The organism is Streptomyces sp. SAI-127 (assembly GCF_029894425.1).
Classification (GTDB): domain Bacteria; phylum Actinomycetota; class Actinomycetes; order Streptomycetales; family Streptomycetaceae; genus Streptomyces.
The window spans coordinates 168270-185916 of the sequence record NZ_JARXYJ010000003.1; the positions used below are offsets into that span (position 1 = coordinate 168270).

A 17647-nucleotide genomic window follows, 5' to 3' on the forward strand; every position below is an offset into this window, starting at 1 on the left:
TCCTTGGCGATGTCTTCGGTGGCGGAGGCGGGCGGCGGACCCGGGGCCGTCCCGGGTCCGCCTGGGGGGTGCCCGTGTCAGCCGAACTGGCCGGGCTGGTACTCGCCGCCGGGCGTCCGGGTGATCACGTTCAGCCGGTTGAAGGCGTTGATCGCGCAGATCAGGGCCACCAGGGCCATGAGCTGGTCCTCGTCGAAGTGCTTCGCCGCGTTCGCCCACGCCTCGTCGGTGACGCCGCTGGAGTCGGCGAGGCGGGTGCCCTGCTCGGTGAGTTCCAGCGCCGCCCGCTCCGCCTCGGTGTAGACGGTCGTCTCCCGCCACGCCCCGACCAGGTTGATCCGCACCTGGCTCTCGCCGGCGGCCGCCGCGTCCTTGGTGTGCATATCGAGGCAGCCGCCGCAGCCGTTGATCTGGCTGGCGCGGATCTTCACCAGTTCCTGCACCGCTTTCGGCAGCGTCGAGTCGGTGATGACCGTGTTCGACGAGATGATGTACCTGGCCCACTTCGCCCCGACCTCGTTGGCCATGGGGTTGATCCGGGTTTCCATCGCGGTCTCCTTCGTCTTCCGGATGCTTGCACCCCTACGACGAAGCCCCTCGCGAAGACGTAACAACCCCATGCGCGCGACGTGTTCTACTCGGGACGCTCGGGCAGGCCCATGGCGTCCAGACGCTTGCGGTCGCTCACGGTCAGGAGTTCGACGATCCGGCCGTCGACCACGGTGCACGCCGCCACGCCGAGCACCTTGCCGTTCGCACCCCAGGACACGAACCCGGGCTCGCCGTTGACCAGCACCGGGAGCACCGCGGTCATCGACCGGGCCCCGCGCAGGACCGGACCGGCCACCTCGGCCGCCCCGACCGTGGTCATCACGCCCTGCGGGTGGTACGTGCGCCAGGTCACCTGCGGATCGAGCAGCCGGACGAGCCCTTCGAAGTCCCCGTTCCGCGCGGCGGCGAGAAACGCGTCGACCACCGCGCGCTGCCGCCTCGGCTCCTCCTGCGGCAGCGGTGTGCCCCGTACCTTCCTGCGGGCCCGGCTCGTGAGCATCTTGGTCGCGTCGGTGGACCGGCCGATGATCTCGCCGATCTCGGCGAAGGGCACCGCGAACATGTCGTGCAGGACGAACGCCAGCCGCTCCGTGGGGGTGAGCGTGACGAGTACCACCAGCAGGGCCAGCCCGACCGATTCGGCGAGCATCGCGTCGTCCTCGGGCGCCGCCCCGTCGTCCACGGTCACCACCAGCTCGGGCAGCCGGTCCTCGTACGACAGCACGGCCCGGTTCTTCCGCGACCGCAGCACATCGAGGCAGACCCGGCCGACCACGGTGGTCAGCCAGCCGGCCAGGTTGTCGATCGCCGCCGCGTCCTGCCGCGCCAGCCGGATCCACGCCTCCTGCACCGCGTCCTCGGCCTCCGCCCGCGAACCGAGCATCCGGTGCGCGACCGCCACCAGGCGCTCACGCTGCTGCTCGAAGGCTCCCGCCAGCACGTCGGTCGGACCTGATCCGGTCATGTCGTTACCTTCCTCGCGCGAACTCCGTCATGACCATGACGGGCCCGAAGGCGCCGAGGTAACCGTTCGGCATGCGGCCTGTTGTCGGCGAAGGAGCTGGTTCTCGGTTGTCGCCTGGTGCAGGGCGCCGACGAGGGCCTCGACGTCGGCTTTGAACCGGGCGATCTCCTCGGCGTCAGCTGCCCGGATGGCCTTGTTCGCGAGATCGGACAGCAGATGTTCAGCAGTTTGAGCAGTAGCGGGCCCGGGCGTCGTTCGATTCCGCGCTGGTGGTTGCTGTGTGGCTGCAGCTGTCATGGGGAGGCGGCGCGGCGGGCGTATGCGCGAGCGGCGCGGGCACGATCGCCGCAGCGGGTGGAACACCAGTGGCGGCGGCCGTAGCGAAGCAGGTAGCGGTTGCAGGGAACAGAGCCGCAGGCGGTGAGGCGGTCCGCGTCGGGGCCTGTGAGCAGGTCTGAGGCGTCAGCGGCGAGGGTGGCCAGGGCGTGGTCCACGATTGCGGTGGTGGGGTGAGGGCTGGCGCGGTAGGGGCCGGATTTGTCGTCCCACTGGAGCAGCGGGGCGGTGGGGACGCGGGTCATCGCGTCGTTGACGGCTCTGACCGCGGCGGGGAGGGCGGGCAGACCCTCATCGCGAGAGGCGAACAGCGACCTGATCTGCTCGCGCAGCGAGCGCTGACGGAGCGTCACCGGCGCACAGTGGCACAGCCCCGCTTCACGAAAATCTTGCCAGGGCCACGATTCTCCCCGGTCGCGTACGAGTGAAAAGGGACGCTTGATGGTGCGGTGAATCGTGGTGCCCGGCACTCTGCTGCTCTGCGGCGGTTCCGTGCTCTAGTCGAGTCAGGAGCGGTCAGTCTGACGGAGGTGGCCAAGGAGACGGGGCTGGACAGCAGGACGGTCCGCAAGTATGGGCTGATGTCCCGCCCCGCACGGGAGCTTCCACCGACCGGGGGAAGGGCCAAGTCCCTGCCGCCCTTCTCTCCGCCCCCACCGCACACATGGCCAGGTGCGCCCGCTGAACGCGGTCGTCGTGTCACAGCGGGGACGGCTGACCTGTCTGTTGTTCTGACCGAACAAGCGCCTGTCGAAGCGGCGCAGGTATGACGTGAGGAGCTGCCATGCGAGTGGCCGTGCTCGATGACGGTAGTCCCCTCGGTTCAGGGACCGTAGAACAGTTGCAGAATCACGGATTCGATGCCGCAGTGGTCTTCAACCCGCCAGGATTCGACTTCGTCACCCAGGCCGATCTGGCGGACAAACTCGCTGGCTGTTCCGTGGTGATCGACCTTTCCGGGCCACCAAGTCTTGGCGACGGCACGCTGACCGAGGAGTACGGCCTCGTGATCGACGAAGAGTCCCTCCTGTCACGCATCAGGCACTCGGCATCGATGCTGCTCACCGCCGAAGCTGCGGTCGGAGTGCACCACCATGTTGCCCTGTCCGTAGTGGGTGTCGACCGGATGGGAACGGAGGGGGCCTTCCGGGCCCTGCGATGGAAGGAACAGATGGTGGCGCGCTCCGGGGTCCCGTACTCCATAATTCGGTCCACCCAAGTGTTTGAAACGGTCGACGATGTCGCTGAGGCCGCCACTGAGGACTGGATCGTGTGGCTGCCGCCGGTTCGGACGCGACCGGTGGCAGGAGAGGAAGTGGCCACGCTTCTGGCTCACACCGCAGCGTTCTCACCGTTGCAGCGTGTGAAGGAGATTGCCGGTCCCGAACAGTTCAGGCTGGATACCTTCGTGCGGCAGGCGCTGACCGCGGAGCACGAGCACCGCCAGGTCTTCACCGACTGGCGCAGCACCTTCTTCGGTAGTCGGGTGCGCCGCGATGATCTGCTTCCGGTGCCGGACGCCTACATCGCACAGCGACTCTATGGGGAATGGCTCATTGACCGGATGGGGGAGAGGCACAGGACGTCCTGACCAGCGGGCGGTCGCAGTCGTGCACGAATCGGTGCTGGCGAGGGGCCGAGCACGACTTGCAGCGGTTGCCCGGTCGATTCGACACGGGCACCTACTCAAGAGCCTCGGGTGCGCAGCCGTGGGCGCCGTTAGTTCCCCCGCGAGCGAGCGTCGAGGCTCGTTCTGCCCGCTCGGTGGGCGAGAGGAGCCGACGCGGCTCTACTTCCTCGCGTCACCTGGCGCGATACAGCTCCCCGGCTGGCCTGCGGATCCGCGAAACGCCGACGAGCCGGTCGAGTGCGACCGGCTGCGACAACCGGCGCAGCACCTGGCAACCATCCCCCGCGGGCGGGAGCAGCTGAACCTGTTCATAAGACTGCCGCGGGGCTGGGAATATCCCGGCCAGCCGGGGGCAGGTGCGCGTCGGTCGAGTACCACGTGCACCACCGGGACCATCCCCACGGGCGCGGGGAAGCGAGCGGCGACCAGGTCATCGGCGGCGAGAAGACGGGGCATCCCCGCTGGCGCGGGGAACAGGGCATCAACAGCGTAAGCAGGGAGGTCCGGGCTGGGGCCACCCCTGGAATCGCCCGGAATCGAGGGGAGAGACCTGATGCTCACCGCTATGACTCTGCTGCTGGGGCTCATCGGCTACGCGCTGTTGTGCTGGGTGAAGCCGTTCGCGCCGTGCCGCAGGTGCCGCGGCCTGGGGCAGATCGAGCGCTTCCGGATGGCCGCCCATTCGTCGAGTGGACGGAGAGCGTGACCGAGTGGCATGGCGGCTGAGAAGCTGCCGACACCGACGCCCAGCACACCCCTAGCGGGGGCTGACAGACCGTTATCCGATGGCGAGCGCAAGAGGAAGGCCAGCGCCGCCATGGTGCCGTGACCGCACGCCGACGTCATCCCGGCCGTCACGCCCAAGAGCGAGACGCCGAGCGCGATGAGCACAGCCAGCAATGGTGCATGATGCCCCGCCAGGACCGGAAGCAGGTCAGCACGCACAACGCCGGGCTCGGGATCCGGGCCGCGCAGTTCATCGGCGGGGAGCTGGCCCTGTCCGCTCGAAGGATGGGAGGGCGGGATTGTGCATGGGCGGTGCGCCGGCACTCCGCTGGCGGGGATGGTGCAAGGGACGGCCGTCCTCGCGGCCGCCAGGACGGCGAAAGTCGGCCGCCGCGCGAACCGGACGCGAGTGCAAGGGCCGGGGCTGCCGCGGCTCCCCCTGCGGGAGGCGGCCCCGGGTCCGCAAGAAGACGCCTGCTCCGTGGTGGGCCGACGCCCAGCACGCCGGCACGCGGCAGATGACGGAAGCGTCCTCGGGGTCAGGGTGCCGAGTGACGCGTTGCCAGGGGGGCGAGTTCGACGACGACCGCGGTAGCTCGCCGGTTCTGAGGTGATGTGCAGGTCGGGGTCGTCGAACATGCGCTGCAGCCAGGCATGCCACTCGGGATTGTCGGTGGCCTTGTCCAGCGCGGTCCCCGGGTGATGCTCCTCAGAGGAAGAAACATGGGTGTCAAGGTGCGCCAGCGGCATGTGCCGCTCGTGGGGAAGGCCCGGACGACAACTCGATGCGCGGATGACTATAGGGCCATGTTTGTTGCAGTGGCCACGGAAAGGGTAACTGTTTCCGTCACACGTGTGTTGGGTCAGCGCTGTGTGGAAAGGGCATAACAGCCCGTTCAGAAAGGCAAGTTGCCGGAAAGTTCAGGTGGGGAGGGGTCGCCGCGAAGGTGAAGGGCCAGGCGTGATCCAGGGCATCCGGGGAGGAGTGCACCCGGGAGCGGGACGTCGGATTCAAAGACGATGTGGATTGCTATACACTCTTCACAGCGACTCCAGCACCGTGTGACACGCTTAGTCGCCGGTATGGGAGCGCTCGCCCACCCGCGGACCGTCCGTCAGGGGGGTGCGTGCCTCGGGCGCCTGTTCGATCCCCCGCGGGCAGGTGCCCGAGGCATCTTTGTGACTTTCAATGCACGGAGCCGAGGGGGCTCCGGTCAGGACTTCTGGGCGCGGTAGAGACCGCGGCCGGCTCGGCGTACGCGGGAGGTGCCGACCAGACGGTCGAGCGTGCTGCGCACCGCATTGATGCTCCCGGAGTCGGTGTCGCGGCCTAGCGCCGCGGCCACGTCGCGCGCGCGGACCTCCGCGTCACCGACGCCTGCGAAGTACTCCAGGATCTGTTCGGTGAGCGCGCCGTAGCTGCGCGATTCGTCGGCCTCCGCATGCGAGGAGGCCGTCGGCTTCTCCTTCTGGGTGGGCTCCGCCTGTCGCGGCGCGGACTGCTTTCGCGCCGTGCGGGCGGCGGGCGCGACGACCGGTGTGTCGGCCTCCGACTGTTCGGGCTGCTCGGCTGTTCGGCGGCCGGATGGCTCGGCCATGAGGACGGTCAGGGCGCTCAGGGCGCGCTGGACGGAGTCGAGGTGGGCGGCCACGGCGGCCAGTTCCCTCTCCAGTGCCTGCTTCTGAATCTCCAGGCGGGCGAGGTCCTCCTGGAGGCTCTCCGCAGTGACCTCAATCTCATGCGCTGCGCGAGTTGCCGAGACCATGTCTTCCTCTCATCCTCAACCCTCCGTGCCGCGCCTCGCTGAAGTCAGCTGCGGTGCCGCTCGGCTCGGACCCGGGGAGATGTGTGTGGGTGCATCGTATGTCACAGCGTACGAGGTTTGGACCCGGAAGATGCAAGAAGGTGATGCGAGGTCCCGTCCAGCCAGGGGACTACCACTGTCCTTTCACCCTTTCGTGAGCGGCACCTCAGCGGTGCGGACACGGTGCAGACAGGTCAGGTCGTGGGTGACCGGGCTCCGGGTCGGATAGGGGCGGAATCGGCCGTGGTCGGCGGGTGTTCCTCGGGAGTTCGGCCGGGTTCCCGTCGGGACTGCTCGCGAAGGTGGCGCAGTCGATGCGCCGATCGTTGGATGCGCGTGCCGACGTCGTCAAGAGCTTCTTGAAGGATGCGGATCCGCGCCTCGAAGTCCTGGCCCACGCGTTGTCCTCATTTCTCCTGCGTGGCGTCCCGGTTCCAGTGGCGGAGCTTGTCAGGGTTGAGGACCGCCCAGATCTGCACGACGCGGTCGCCCGCGACGTCCAGGCTGATGACCGCGGCGACCTCGTTGCCGTAGCGCACCACTAGCCCGGTGCGGCCGTTGACGGACTGGCAGTGCAGCGTGGTGCGGGGCCGGCCAGCTAGGAGGGCCAGTAGGCTGCGGGTGACGCGCCGTGCGCCGTGGACGGGCCGGGTCAGGGTTCTGACCTTGCCGCCTCCGTCGAAGAACACCGTGGCGTCCGGTGCCAGGAGGGACGTCAGGCGGGCAGGGTTCTCCGCCACGCAAGCCTGTCGGACCGCTCGCACCACACGGTCGTGCTGCTGTGGTGTCGTGGGGTGTGCCCACATGGTCCCAAGGCTGTGCCGGGCCCGGGCGGCGAGTTCGCCGCATTCCTGTTCCGTCTGTCCGACGATGGCGGCGACCGTCCGCGGAGCCATCCCGAACACGTCGTTGAGGACGAATGCCGCCCGCTCGGCCGGTGACAGCGTGTCCAGCGCCTCGAGGAGGGCCTGGCTCACCTCTTCGTCCAGGTCCTGAGGGGGCGCCGCGCCGACCGGGCCCGGGTGCGACCGCCCGGTCGGCGCCAAGCGCTCCAGACAGATGCCGCCGACGGTCGTCACCAGCCAGGACCGGGGTTCGGCGATGCGGTCCCTGTGGTCGTCGGACAGGCCGTACCAGCGCCGGTAGGCCTCCGCCACGACGCCGTCGGCGTCCTGGCTCCGGCCCAGCATCCAGTAGGCCACGTTGAGCAGTCGGCGTCGCTCGTCGAGCAGTTCCGCGATCGGTACCGTCTCGTCGTCCTGTACCCAGTCCATCTGGCATCACCCCTTCGCACAGCACCCGACAAGGCGGTGCCACCCCTGATTCCGGCCGATGTCCGCCGCGGCTCCCGAGAATGGGGCAGTCCGCTTCCGTCCGGCGGGTCCAACCGATGCACTGGTGACCGGACAGGAACATGTCGTGTGACACGGTTTCCCGGTCGTACGCAGCGGCGCCCCCCAGCCCGGCGGGCCGCGGTCGCCTTCGCGGCGGTCGTCAGAGCAGGAGGCTTTCCAGGGGCGTCTCGGGATCGGACAGGGCCGCGTCCGCCACGGAGGCACCGGACTCGACGAGGGCGCGGACGGAGTCGATGACGTTCCACACGTTCACACTCATGCCCGCCAGGACCCGGTCCCCGGACAACCAAAAGGCGATGAACCGCCGCTCGGCCGGGTTCCCGCGGAAGACGACGCGGTCGTAGCCGCCGGGCTCGGTGTACCCCGTGTACTCCATCCCGAGGTCGTACTGGTCGGTGTAGAAGTACGGCAGCCGGTTGTAGGCCGCCTCCTTGCCGAGCATGGTCAATGCCGCCGTGCGGGGCTGGTGCAGGGCGTTGGCCCAGTGCTCCACCCGCAGATGCCGGCCGAGCCGGGGATGGTAGGCGTTGGCGACGTCCCCTGCGGCGTGCACGTCCTGGGCCGAGGTGCGCAGACGCTCGTCGGTGACGATGCCGTTGCGCACCTCCAGTCCCGCCGCCTCGGCGAGCTGGACGTTGGGGGTGATGCCGATGCCCACCACCACGGCGTCGGCGCGCAGTCGGGTTCCGTCGGCGAGCTGGACGCCGTCGGCGCGGGTGCCGTCACCGGTGATGCGCTCGACGGCGGCGTGGGGCCGCAGGACGACCCCGTGATCCCGGTGCAGGTCGGCGAAGACCTCGGCCGTCTCCCGGCCGAGCACCTTCAGCAACGGCAGCTCGGAGTGCTCCAGGACGGTCACCTGCGCCCCGGCCGTCCGGGCCGCCGCGGCGGTCTCCAGACCGATCCAGCCGCCGCCGACGACCACGATCCGGGCCCCGGGGGTGAAGGCGTCCTTGAGCCGCTCGCTGTCTCCCACGCGGCGCAGGTACAGCACGTTGTCCAGGTCCGCCCCGGGCACCGTCAGCCGGCGGGGGGACGATCCGGTCGCCAGGAGCAGCTTGGTGTACGACATCTGCCGTCCGCCGGTGAGTTCGACCTGGCGGGTGTGTGCGTCGACGGCCGTCACGCGCGTTCCGGTCATCAGATCGACGTCGTGCTCGCGGTACCAGTTCTCGGAATGCACGAATATGGACTCGCGGTCCTCCTTGCCGAGCAGGTACCCCTTGGACAGCGGCGGTCGGATGTAGGGGCGCTCCGCTTCGTCCCCGATGAGGACGAGCGGGCCCTCGTAGCCCTGTTGCCGGAGTTCCTCGGCGGCCTTGCCCGCGGCGAGGCCGCCCCCGACGATCACGAACCCGTTTTCTCGCGACATGATTTTCCCGTCTCCGCTCGCGCGCACCGGACACTGATGTGCCCTCGTTCGGAGAGACTGTGAGAACCCGCAGGTTGTGACACCGGCCCGCGCCGCGGAGGCAGCGTGCGGGCCTGCGAGGGCAGAGCGGAGCGGTGCGACGAGGGCGCGGACGACGTCCGTGTTCCACGACCGTGGCCGAGGCGGTCCGCAGATCCGCGCCCCTCGTCGCTTGCCGGCGCGGGCTAGCGTCCGGTGCCCTGCGCCCAGTGCGCCTCGAGGGCGGCGGCCACCTCCGCGGGCCGCTCCAGCACCGTCCAGTGGTTGCAGTCGAGATGGAGGACGCGGGTGGCGCGCAGGGCGGCGCCGAGTTCATCGCCGAACTCGATCTGGCAGGCTGGGTCGCGCTCACCCCAGAACACCAGCGCGGGTGCGGTGACGTTCGACAGGGCCGGTTCCCACTCCGTCCCCATGGTCACGGCGGACCGGTACAGCCGCAGAATGCTGTCCTTCATCGGGCCGTCGACGTGCCGGACCATCTCCTCCACCGGTTCGGCGGGCGCGTCGAAGCCGTTCACCAGGTCCTTCGCGAAGGCCTCAGGGTCCAGTTCGGCCATGAACCGCTCGCCGGCGACGGGGTCCTGCCAGGTCTCGGCCAGCGGGTGCCAGGTGTAGCGGGAACTGATGGGTCCGTTGCCACCGGCCCAGGTGCGGACCAGGTCGGGCCGGAGGGAGGCGACGCGGGCGGTGAGGATGCAGCCCCAGTCGTGACCGACCAGGTCCACGGGCTCGCCGACGCGCTCGAGGCGTTCGACGAGCCAGTCGACGTACTCCTCCTTGCTGGAGCCGAAGCCGGTGGGGCGGGGGGTGCCGAATCCGGGCAGGTCCCAGGCCTCGACGTCGGAGCGGGTCAGGTGACGGCGTACGCCGTTCCACGCGCGGTGGGTGTCGGGAACGCCGTGGATGAGGATGGCGGGCATGGTCGGTACATCCCTCGTGATAAGGGCCGCGGCCGGGATCCGGGGAGGCTGTGCGGCCGCGGCGGGCCGGGACGACGAGCATCATGTGCTGCGCCGGATGCACCCAGCATAGTGGCACACAGTGTCACGGGCGTATGCCGCTCAGCGCGGTGGGAGGGGACGGCAGGCGGAAATCCCGCGCGCGGGCATGTGTTACCGGTCCGGGACCCACCTCCCGTCACAGGTGGGGCGCCGGACCTCTCATATTCACCCCGATGCCCGACGCGGGCGATCTCGCGGTGCTGACCGTACGACGCGCGTAACGGCGACTCGTTGCCCCCTCGACACGCTGTGACACACAGAACGCCGTCCCGGCGGCGATCCCAGTGTCACAGGCGCGGGCCCTCCCCTGTCTGTCCTTCTGCGAACCCTGCCGGGCCTCCTCGGCTGCGGTCCGCTCCACCACCGGCAGGCACACGGCGACGGCTCGCAACGACTGATCGTCGTGACCAGCGATCGCAAGGACCCACATATGTCGACCGTCGTCCCGTACACAGCGCTGACAGGTGTCTACACCATCGACCCGGCACACAGCACCATCGGCTTCTCCGTCCGGCACGCCATGATCGCGAACGTGCGCGGGCGCTTCGGCGCGTTCGAGGGGGTGGTCAAGCTGGACGGATACCAACTCAGCCGCTCCGAGGCCTACTTGAGCGTCCAGACCGGCAGTATCGACACCAGCAGCCCTGACCGGGACACCCATCTCGCGGGTCCGGACTTCCTCGACGCGGCCACCTATCCGTTGATGGTCTTCCGCTCCGCCAGCCTCGCCGACCGCGGAGACGGCCAGTTCCGTCTGATGGGCCACCTCAGGATCAAGGACGTCGAACTCCCTCTCCACATCCACCTCGCCTTCGGCGGGGCCACGCAGGACGAGAGCGGAGACCACCGTGTCGGCTTCTCCGGCACCGCCCTGGTGCGCCGCTCCGACTGGGGACTCGGCGGGAACACGAGCGACGAAACCGGCGGCGTCCTCATCAGCGACAAGGTCAGGCTCAACTTCGACATCTCCGCCGTCCGCCTCTCCCGCTCGTATGCCGCCTGACCTACGCCGCGCCACAACAGCGACCGTCCCGCGCGGTCCCCGCCGGCAGCGACGCCGGTGACCACAGGTCGGTCCGCAACCGCGGCCGCACCGTACGCACGAAACCCAGGTGAGACCCCCCATGAATCATCAAGACCCCACCGGCCAGACCCGGTTCCGCTCGATCACGACGATGGAGGACCTGCGAGAGCACCTGCAGTGGGCCATCGAGCTGGAACACGCCACGCTGCCGCCCTACCTCACAGCCCTCTACTCCCTCGACCCCGAGCGGAACGCCCACGCCGTCGAAGTGGTCAGCAGCGTGTTCGTCGAGGAGATGATCCACCTCGCGCTGGTGGCGAATCTCCTGAACGCGGTCGGCGGTCAACCTCGCGTCGACACCCCGCAAATACTGTCGCCGCATCCGCGGCCCATGCCGCACGCCGACCCCTCCATGCAGCTGTCCCTGCTGCCGTTCGGTCAGGAGGCGGTCACCATGTTCCTCCGCCTCGAACAACCCGCCCACCCGGGCGACCCGGCCGAGGGAGACGCCTACATGACGATCGGCCAGTTCTACGACGCGATCGAGAAGGGCCTGCGACACCTGTGCGCCCAGCTCGGCGAGGAACAGGTCTTCACCGGTGATCCCGCCCGCCAGGTGGCCGCAGGACCGTTCGGGCACACCGGCGGGCGGCTGGGCCCGGTCACCGATCTCGCCTCGGCGCTCTCCGCCCTGGAGGAGATCGTGGAGCAGGGCGAGGGCGCGGCCCGCGTCGACGTGTGGGACAGGGACATGGACATGTTTCACCCGCAGACCAAGGCGGTCTCGCACTACTACCGCTTCCAGGAGCTGGCACAGGGCCGGCGCTACCAGCCGGGGGACACACCGGAGACAGGGCCCACCGGCGAGACGCTCACCGTCGACCGCGCCGGGGTGCGCCCGATGCGGCCCAACCCGCGGCTGGAGGACCATCCGGAGGGCAGTGCGATCCGCACGGCGCAGGAGGCGTTCAACATCGCGTACGGCAAGCTGTTGCAGCTCCTGGAGCAGGCGTTCAACGGCAATCCCGCGATGCTCGGGGTGTCGGTGGGCACGATGTACGCGCTCAAGGGGCAGGCACAGAGCCTGATGTCGATGCCCGACGGCGAGGGCCTGACCGCGGGCCCGACCTTCGACTACGTCGCTCCGGAAGACCGCGGCTGACCCCCCCCGCACACATGGTGGCCCCCTGGACCGACGGTCCAGGGGGCCACGACGTTTGATGCGGGTCAGGGGGCGAAGCGTGCCTGCACCCCCTGACCCGCGGCACCGGTGGGTCAGCGCACGGTCCGAGCGGCTGCCTCAATCACCCCGGCGACGTCGGCGGGGTGGGAGACGCTCACGGCGTGCGATGCCCGTACGCGCGTGATGTGGGCGTGTGCGCGCTCTGCCATGAAGATCTGGGCCTGCGCCGGTATGTTGCGGTCCTGGGTGGCGACCACGGCCCAGGACGGGATGTTCTTCCAGCCGGACTCGGAGGCGTCGTCCGCCAAGGCAGCGTTGGTGATCGGGCGCTGTGTGACGGACATGAGGTCCGTGGTGTTGCGGGGGACGTCAGCGGCGAACTGCTGGTGGAACTTGCTCGGTTCGATCGTCAGGTCCGCGTCGCGGGAGCCGTCCGGCAGGGTGACCGGCACGGAGTGCAGGGCATCGCCGAGGGTGCTGCCGGGGAACTTGCCCGACAACTCGACGGCGCTCTCTCCCTCTTCGGGGAGGAAGGCGGCGACGAACACCAGGGCCTTGACGTTGTCGGCGTCGTGGGCGGCGTTGCTGATCACCGATCCGCCGTAGGAGTGTCCGGCCAGGACCACCGGGCCCTCGATGCCGGCCAGGACCTCTTTGAGGTAGGAGGCGTCGTTGTTCAGCCCGCGCAGGGGGTTGGCCGCGGCGACGACGGGATAGCCCTCGTGCCTCAGCCTCCTGATGACGCCGTTCCAGCTGGTGGAATCGGCGAACGCGCCGTGCACGAGCACCACCGTGGGCTTCTTCTCGCTGTCCGGTGCGGACGTGGTTCTGTCCGCGTGGGCGGGGGCGACTGCCGTGGCGATGAGGGCGGTGGCGACGGAGGCGGTGGCCAGGAGGGAGAGGGGGGTGCGGACCCGCTGGTAGGTGGAACTGCGGTTCATGGGAGGCCCTTTCGGGAAACGGTGTGCTGTCACCTTCAAGGACCGGGCGCGTGTCGCAAGCGTGACACTTTGTATCTTCTAGTACTTTTTGCTGGTGGAGTGATGTTCGCCGGTGATTCCCCTGTACTCCTGGACGGTGGGCTTGAGGATCTGTGTCCCCTCGCCGTAAAAGCCGCGGCTGAGCCGCGCCCGCAGCCGTCGCGCCCTGCCGCTCGCGTGGCCGTCTCCGTCGCGTTGTCCCGGGTCGAGGGGCCGGTACTGCTCGTGTGCCGTGAGGGCGTGGAGTTCGTAGGGGTCGAGGGGCTGGTGCACCTCTACGTACTCGCCGTGCGGCAGGCGCTTGATGATGCCTGTCTCGCGGCCGTGCAGGACCTTGTCGCGATCGCGTCGTTGCAGACCCAGGGCGATGCGCTGGGTCACGAGGAAGAGGACGACCGGTACGACGAACAAGGCAATGCGGACCGTCCAGGTGACCGTGTTGACCGACATGTGGAAGGTCACGGCGATGATGTCGTTCGCGGCTCCGAGCAGTGCCACCAGGTAGACGCCGAGCCATGCCACGCCGAACGCCGTGCGCACGGGCCGGTTGCGTGGGCGTTCCAGCAGGTGGTGTTCGCGGTCGTCGTCGGTGACCCACGCCTCGATGAACGGGTAGGCGCCCATGACGAGGAAGAACCCGAGGCCGGCGAGAAGAGGGATCAGATTGTCCAATGCCAGGGTGTGGCCCCAGAAGTTCACCTCCCACCCGGGCATGACACGCAGCAGCCCGTCTGCGATGCCCATGTACCAGTCGGGCTGGGATCCCGCGGAGACCTGATCGGCGCGATAGGGGCCGAACTCCCAGACGGGGTTGATCTGCGCGATCGCGGCGATGGTGAAGACGACCCCGGCGACCATGCAGAAATAGCCACCCGCCTTGACCATGTACACCTGCATCGGCAGGCCGACCACGTTTCGCTCCGTACGGCCGGGCCCCGGGTACTGGGTGTGTCGGTACCGGTGCCCGAGGAAGGCGTGGAAGGCGACGAGCGCCAGCATCAGCGCCGGAATGACCAGGACGTGGATCACGTGGAAGCGGGGCACAAGGTCGTGTCCGGGGAACTCGCCGCCGAACAGGAACATCGACAGGTAGGTGCCCACGATCGGTACCGACAGAAGTGTTCCGTTCACCACGGCGAGCCCGGTTCCCGACAGGAGGTCGCCAGGGAGGTCGTAGCCGGTCAGACCACCGAACATGCCGAGGACGAGCAGGGCGAAACCGGCCACCCAGTTCAGCTCGCGCGGCTTGCGGAAGGCGCCGGTGAAGAATACGCGCATCAGGTGGGCCAGCAGGGCGGCGACGAAGATCAGTGCCGCCCAGTGGTGGGCCTGACGGATGAGCAGGCCGCCGCGTACGTCGAAGGAGATGTGCATCGTTGAGTCGAACGCCTCGGACACCAACTGGCCACGCAGCGGTGCGTAACTGCCGTCGTAGACGACCTCGTTCGACGACGGGTGGAAGTAGAACGTCAGATACACGCCGGTGATGAGGAGGACGACGAAGCTATGGAGACAGATCTCGCCCAGCAGGAACGACCAGTGCTCCGGACGGGCCCTGCGTGTGCCGGTCGTGCTCGTAGGCCCGATGCCCATCCGTGTTCTCGCCCAGTCGGCGATTTTGTCACCGCTGCGGCTGCCCGCCGTGGTGACCGGTTCGATTGCGTCGCTCATGTCATTACCACCATCAACACGTCACCGGGAGCGCCTTGCGGCCGGGCCTGCGCAACGAAACGGTGCATGGCGACGAGTTGCCGCGCCGGGTTTCGTTGCCCTCATCAGAAGGGACCGAGAAAGTGGTGAAGTTGTGACATGGCCGTAAGACAGGATCATGCCGGGATTGTCCGGGTCAGGACGCCTTCGCAACTATCCGCTCGACGTCCTTACGCGCCGAGCCTCGTCGCGTCGCGCGGCGCTCGCTCTCCGTCGTGCCGCCCCAGATGCCCTCGACCTGCCCGACGTCCAGCGCCCACTGCAGACACCACTCCCGCACGGGGCACCGGGCGCACACGGCCTTCGCCTCGTCGATTTGGACCAGCGTCAGACCCGCGGTGCCGATGGGGAAGAACAGGTCGGGGTCGACCTCCCGGCAGGCCGCTCTCTCGCGCCAACTCATGGCAGCGTCTCCTTACTCGTCGCGGATGCCTCTCATGTATCTGACCGTCCGAAGGGAGTTCCTGTGACATTCCATGGCGGAGAGCAACGGTGTGAAATACAGTGTGACAACAGACACAATGTCTTGAGCGGGGCTCCGGGCCGTCGCACCATCTGTGAGTTGTGAACGCCACACAGGGCCCGAGGCCCCTACCCAGCCCAGCCGTCGATCCCCGGGACCCCCTCTCCCCGGGCACCCACACCCTCGTCGTCCAGCACGGCACGGCCGCCGTTGACCAGCGCTACCACGTCGCCGGAACCGGCCCGGTGTGCGTCGCCCACTCCGGAGGGCCGGGCATCGGCTGGGAATACCTGCGCATGCCCGAGCTGGAGCGCAGCATGACCGTCGTCTACCTCGAGCCGGTCGGCACGGGCGAGTCCGGCCGGTTGGCCGACCCACGCGACTACACCCTCGCCACCTACACCCACTTCCTGCACGCGGTGGTCGAGCAGCTGGGCCTCGCCGAGGTGGCCCTGCTGGGCCACTCCCACGGCGGCTTCGTCGCGCAGCGCTACGCCCTCGACCACCCCGAGCGCCTGGCGTCCGTCGTCCTGTACGACACCTCACCGATGACGGGAGAGGAGTTCTGGGCGGCCGCCGTGGCCAACATGGAGAGCTTCGTCCAGCGGCACGCCGACGAGCGGCCGGAAGTGGCCACCTACGTCGCGGGTCTCACCACGCGACTCGACCGGTCCGACGACGAGGGCGCCACGAAGGTGCTGCGCACCATCTCGCCCGCCTATTTCCACGACTACTGGGGCCGCGAGGAGGAGTTCGCCGCGGGGCGGGCAGCTCTGCGGATGTTCGCGGCACCGGCCTGGGGGGTGGAGCCCCCGTTCGACGTCCGCGAGGAACTGCCCCGGCTCACCGTCCCGACCCTGGTCCTGGTCGGCGGGGACGACTTCATCTGCGGGCCGCGCTGGGCGCACATGATGCACCAGCTCCTTCCCGACGCCAGGCTGGTGATCCTGCAGGAGACCGGCCATCTCGGGCACATAGAGCGTCCCGAGAGGTTCACGGCGGCCGTGCGCGACTTCCTCAGCGGATGACCGTGCGGGCGTCACTCTCGCCGATGAGGAAATGCCACAGGAGGGGATCCGCGTCCTGGGAGCCGAGATCGCGGACCGCGTCCCGGACGACCTGTTCGTAGCGGGACCCGGTACGGCGCAGCGCGGCGTGCCCCGCCGGGGTCAGCAGCACCTGCACGCCGCGCCGGTCGTGGTCGACGGCGCTCGAGATGATCAGGCCCTGTCGGCGCAGGCGTCCCATCAGCCTGCTCGTGGCGGACTGGCTCAGGCCGAGCCCGTGGGCTACATCTCCGAGCCGCATGGGTTCGGCGCCGGCGGAGGTCCTTCCCACGTAGCGCAGGGCCTGTACTTCACTCAACCCGAACCCGGTCTCCTCGCGCAGCCGCCGCTCCACCGTCCCCTGGACCCGGCGGTGGAGGCGATCGAGGGCGTCCCACCGGTCGGTCGCGCAGGACTGCGTGCGGTCGTCGGCAGGGTCGGTGCGCACCTCGCGCACCACGTCCCCGTGCGACGTGCCGGTCATGCGGTGGCCCGGTGGGAAGGCGCGCCGTCGCGTGCGGCCGTCCCCTCACCGGAGTACGGCGCGTCCTGGCCGGTCAGCACGTGCTCCAGGCGGTCGAGGTCTCCTGCGCGGGCGGCGGTGAAGATCGCTTGAACGAGCCGCCGATGGGTGGCCGCGTCCACGTGCTGCCGGTGCCGCCGGTTGTTCAGTCTGTCCTGCGCGCGGGAGACCTGCTGCCGTGCGTTCGCCACGGACAGGTGGAGCAGGTCGCCGATCTGGTCGTAGGAATAGCCGAACGCCTCGCGCAGCACGTACGCCGCGCGCTGGTTGGGGGTCAGGGTCTGCAGAAGCAGCAGGACGGCATGCTCCACCGAGTCCTGGCGTTCGGCCAGGGCCTCTGGTGTCATCCCGGTGTCCGTGGACTCCGGCAGCCAGGGGGTGGCACTGGACTCGCGGCGTCTGCGTGCCGACTGCAGCACGTTGATGGCGAGCCGGACTGTCGTCGTGCGGAGCAGCGCACCGGGGTCGGCGACGACGGTGCGGTCCGTGCCCTGCCAGCGCAGCCACGCCTCCTGGATGACGTCCTCGGCTTCGCCGGGATCTCGGAGGATCCGGTTGGCGATCTTGAGCAGTCCTGGCCGGACGCGGCCGAACACGAAGACCGCGTCGTTGAGTTCCACGGGCGCGGCAGTGATGGTCACCACCACCGACTGCGGGCTCTGCCGGGTTGCGATCACAGATGTGTCCACGATCGGCTCCTCTGTTGGCTGGGGATCGGCGGCTTCCCTCGCCGCCGACACCAACTTCGCGCCGACAAGGGCACTGCCGCGCCCCTGGTTGACCGTGGGGCACCCCGTGGTCGTACCGTGGCCGCTACGTGGCCAGGGCCTCCCACCCCCTGGTCGGCAGGCCCCGGGGCCCGCCACCCCCTGGCCCCGGACGCCCCGGGGCCTGCCCCCGCCCCCACGCCCCTGGGGCCCGCCCCCCGGCCCTCACGC

16 protein-coding genes and 1 pseudogene are annotated in these 17647 nt (G+C 69.2%); 4 read left to right on the forward strand and 13 right to left on the reverse strand.

From position 1 onward, the window contains the following. Positions 1 to 77 precede the first annotated feature (77 nt). From M2157_RS48010 to M2157_RS48020, 3 genes and pseudogenes are all read right to left on the reverse strand, one after another. The gene (locus M2157_RS48010; protein WP_280868634.1) at positions 78 to 548 is read right to left on the reverse strand and encodes a carboxymuconolactone decarboxylase family protein; all 471 of its coding nucleotides are present in this window, start codon (positions 546 to 548) and stop codon (positions 78 to 80) included. A gap of 86 nt (positions 549 to 634) precedes the next feature. Further along, positions 635 to 1516 carry a sigma-70 family RNA polymerase sigma factor gene (locus M2157_RS48015; RefSeq protein WP_280868635.1) on the reverse strand — a complete coding sequence of 294 codons (882 nt, stop codon included), beginning with the start codon at positions 1514 to 1516 and terminating at the stop codon, positions 635 to 637. 293 nt (positions 1517 to 1809) lie between these two features. After that, positions 1810 to 2196: pseudogene (locus M2157_RS48020) on the reverse strand (ABATE domain-containing protein); the annotation flags it as partial. A gap of 440 nt (positions 2197 to 2636) precedes the next feature. Here M2157_RS48020 and M2157_RS48025 point away from each other — a divergent pair. Then, complete coding sequence (locus tag M2157_RS48025) at positions 2637 to 3443, forward strand: hypothetical protein (protein WP_280868636.1); 807 nt, start codon at positions 2637 to 2639, stop codon at positions 3441 to 3443. 630 nt (positions 3444 to 4073) lie between these two features. Here M2157_RS48025 and M2157_RS48030 read toward each other — a convergent pair. From M2157_RS48030 to M2157_RS48050, 5 genes are all read right to left on the reverse strand, one after another. Next, positions 4074 to 4373, reverse strand: coding sequence for a hypothetical protein (locus M2157_RS48030; protein ID WP_280868637.1), 300 nt, complete (start codon positions 4371 to 4373; stop codon positions 4074 to 4076). A gap of 1049 nt (positions 4374 to 5422) precedes the next feature. Then, complete coding sequence (locus tag M2157_RS48035) at positions 5423 to 5974, reverse strand: hypothetical protein (RefSeq protein WP_280868638.1); 552 nt, start codon at positions 5972 to 5974, stop codon at positions 5423 to 5425. 446 nt (positions 5975 to 6420) lie between these two features. Further along, the gene (locus M2157_RS48040; protein WP_280868639.1) at positions 6421 to 7287 is read right to left on the reverse strand and encodes a sigma factor; all 867 of its coding nucleotides are present in this window, start codon (positions 7285 to 7287) and stop codon (positions 6421 to 6423) included. 220 nt (positions 7288 to 7507) lie between these two features. Next, positions 7508 to 8740 carry an FAD-dependent oxidoreductase gene (locus tag M2157_RS48045; protein WP_280868640.1) on the reverse strand — a complete coding sequence of 411 codons (1233 nt, stop codon included), beginning with the start codon at positions 8738 to 8740 and terminating at the stop codon, positions 7508 to 7510. Positions 8741 to 8964: 224 nt separating this feature from the next. Beyond that, positions 8965 to 9699, reverse strand: a complete 735-nt coding sequence (locus M2157_RS48050) for an alpha/beta hydrolase (RefSeq protein WP_280868641.1) — start codon at positions 9697 to 9699, stop codon at positions 8965 to 8967. 511 nt (positions 9700 to 10210) lie between these two features. Here M2157_RS48050 and M2157_RS48055 point away from each other — a divergent pair. Further along, positions 10211 to 10783 carry a YceI family protein gene (locus tag M2157_RS48055; protein WP_280868642.1) on the forward strand — a complete coding sequence of 191 codons (573 nt, stop codon included), beginning with the start codon at positions 10211 to 10213 and terminating at the stop codon, positions 10781 to 10783. Between the two features lie 121 nt (positions 10784 to 10904). Beyond that, the gene (locus M2157_RS48060; RefSeq protein ID WP_280868643.1) at positions 10905 to 11966 is read left to right on the forward strand and encodes a ferritin-like protein; all 1062 of its coding nucleotides are present in this window, start codon (positions 10905 to 10907) and stop codon (positions 11964 to 11966) included. 113 nt (positions 11967 to 12079) lie between these two features. Here the strand turns inward: M2157_RS48060 and M2157_RS48065 are convergent, their stop codons facing one another. The 3 genes from M2157_RS48065 to M2157_RS48075 form a co-directional block, all read right to left on the reverse strand. After that, entirely contained in the window at positions 12080 to 12928 is an 849-nt protein-coding gene (locus M2157_RS48065; RefSeq protein ID WP_280868644.1) for an alpha/beta hydrolase, read from the reverse strand. A 78-nt stretch (positions 12929 to 13006) separates the two neighbouring features. Further along, on the reverse strand, positions 13007 to 14638 hold the full coding sequence (locus M2157_RS48070) for a ubiquinol-cytochrome c reductase cytochrome b subunit (protein WP_280868645.1): 1632 nt from the start codon (positions 14636 to 14638) through the stop codon (positions 13007 to 13009). Between the two features lie 175 nt (positions 14639 to 14813). Beyond that, positions 14814 to 15080 carry a WhiB family transcriptional regulator gene (locus tag M2157_RS48075; RefSeq protein ID WP_280868646.1) on the reverse strand — a complete coding sequence of 89 codons (267 nt, stop codon included), beginning with the start codon at positions 15078 to 15080 and terminating at the stop codon, positions 14814 to 14816. 161 nt (positions 15081 to 15241) lie between these two features. On the opposite strand from M2157_RS48075, the gene M2157_RS48080 reads away from it, so the two are divergent. Then, positions 15242 to 16168, forward strand: coding sequence for an alpha/beta hydrolase (locus M2157_RS48080; RefSeq protein WP_280868647.1), 927 nt, complete (start codon positions 15242 to 15244; stop codon positions 16166 to 16168). On the opposite strand, the gene M2157_RS48085 is transcribed toward M2157_RS48080, so the two are convergent. Then, a complete protein-coding gene (locus M2157_RS48085) occupies positions 16158 to 16670 on the reverse strand; it encodes a MarR family winged helix-turn-helix transcriptional regulator (protein ID WP_280868648.1) in 513 nt (170 codons plus the stop codon). The two genes, M2157_RS48080 and M2157_RS48085, sit on opposite strands and share 11 nt — an antisense overlap. Continuing rightward, complete coding sequence (locus tag M2157_RS48090) at positions 16667 to 17398, reverse strand: sigma-70 family RNA polymerase sigma factor (protein WP_280868649.1); 732 nt, start codon at positions 17396 to 17398, stop codon at positions 16667 to 16669. The genes M2157_RS48085 and M2157_RS48090 overlap by 4 nt, the downstream gene beginning before the upstream one ends. Between the last annotated feature and the right edge of the window lie 249 nt (positions 17399 to 17647).

Excerpts from the sequence above, each read along its gene's own strand:
- M2157_RS48050 (WP_280868641.1), bottom strand. The coding sequence starts at position 9,699 with ATGCCCGCCATCCTCATCCACGGCGTTCCCGACACCCACCGCGCGTGG.
- M2157_RS48070 (WP_280868645.1), bottom strand. The coding sequence starts at position 14,638 with ATGAGCGACGCAATCGAACCGGTCACCACGGCGGGCAGCCGCAGCGGT.
- M2157_RS48055 (WP_280868642.1), top strand. The coding sequence starts at position 10,211 with ATGTCGACCGTCGTCCCGTACACAGCGCTGACAGGTGTCTACACCATC.
- M2157_RS48075 (WP_280868646.1), bottom strand. The coding sequence starts at position 15,080 with ATGAGTTGGCGCGAGAGAGCGGCCTGCCGGGAGGTCGACCCCGACCTG.
- M2157_RS48015 (WP_280868635.1), bottom strand. The coding sequence starts at position 1,516 with ATGACCGGATCAGGTCCGACCGACGTGCTGGCGGGAGCCTTCGAGCAG.
- M2157_RS48010 (WP_280868634.1), bottom strand. The coding sequence starts at position 548 with ATGGAAACCCGGATCAACCCCATGGCCAACGAGGTCGGGGCGAAGTGG.
- M2157_RS48045 (WP_280868640.1), bottom strand. The coding sequence starts at position 8,740 with ATGTCGCGAGAAAACGGGTTCGTGATCGTCGGGGGCGGCCTCGCCGCG.
- M2157_RS48035 (WP_280868638.1), bottom strand. The coding sequence starts at position 5,974 with ATGGTCTCGGCAACTCGCGCAGCGCATGAGATTGAGGTCACTGCGGAG.
- M2157_RS48085 (WP_280868648.1), bottom strand. The coding sequence starts at position 16,670 with ATGACCGGCACGTCGCACGGGGACGTGGTGCGCGAGGTGCGCACCGAC.
- M2157_RS48060 (WP_280868643.1), top strand. The coding sequence starts at position 10,905 with ATGAATCATCAAGACCCCACCGGCCAGACCCGGTTCCGCTCGATCACG.
- M2157_RS48025 (WP_280868636.1), top strand. The coding sequence starts at position 2,637 with ATGCGAGTGGCCGTGCTCGATGACGGTAGTCCCCTCGGTTCAGGGACC.
- M2157_RS48040 (WP_280868639.1), bottom strand. The coding sequence starts at position 7,287 with ATGGACTGGGTACAGGACGACGAGACGGTACCGATCGCGGAACTGCTC.
- M2157_RS48065 (WP_280868644.1), bottom strand. The coding sequence starts at position 12,928 with ATGAACCGCAGTTCCACCTACCAGCGGGTCCGCACCCCCCTCTCCCTC.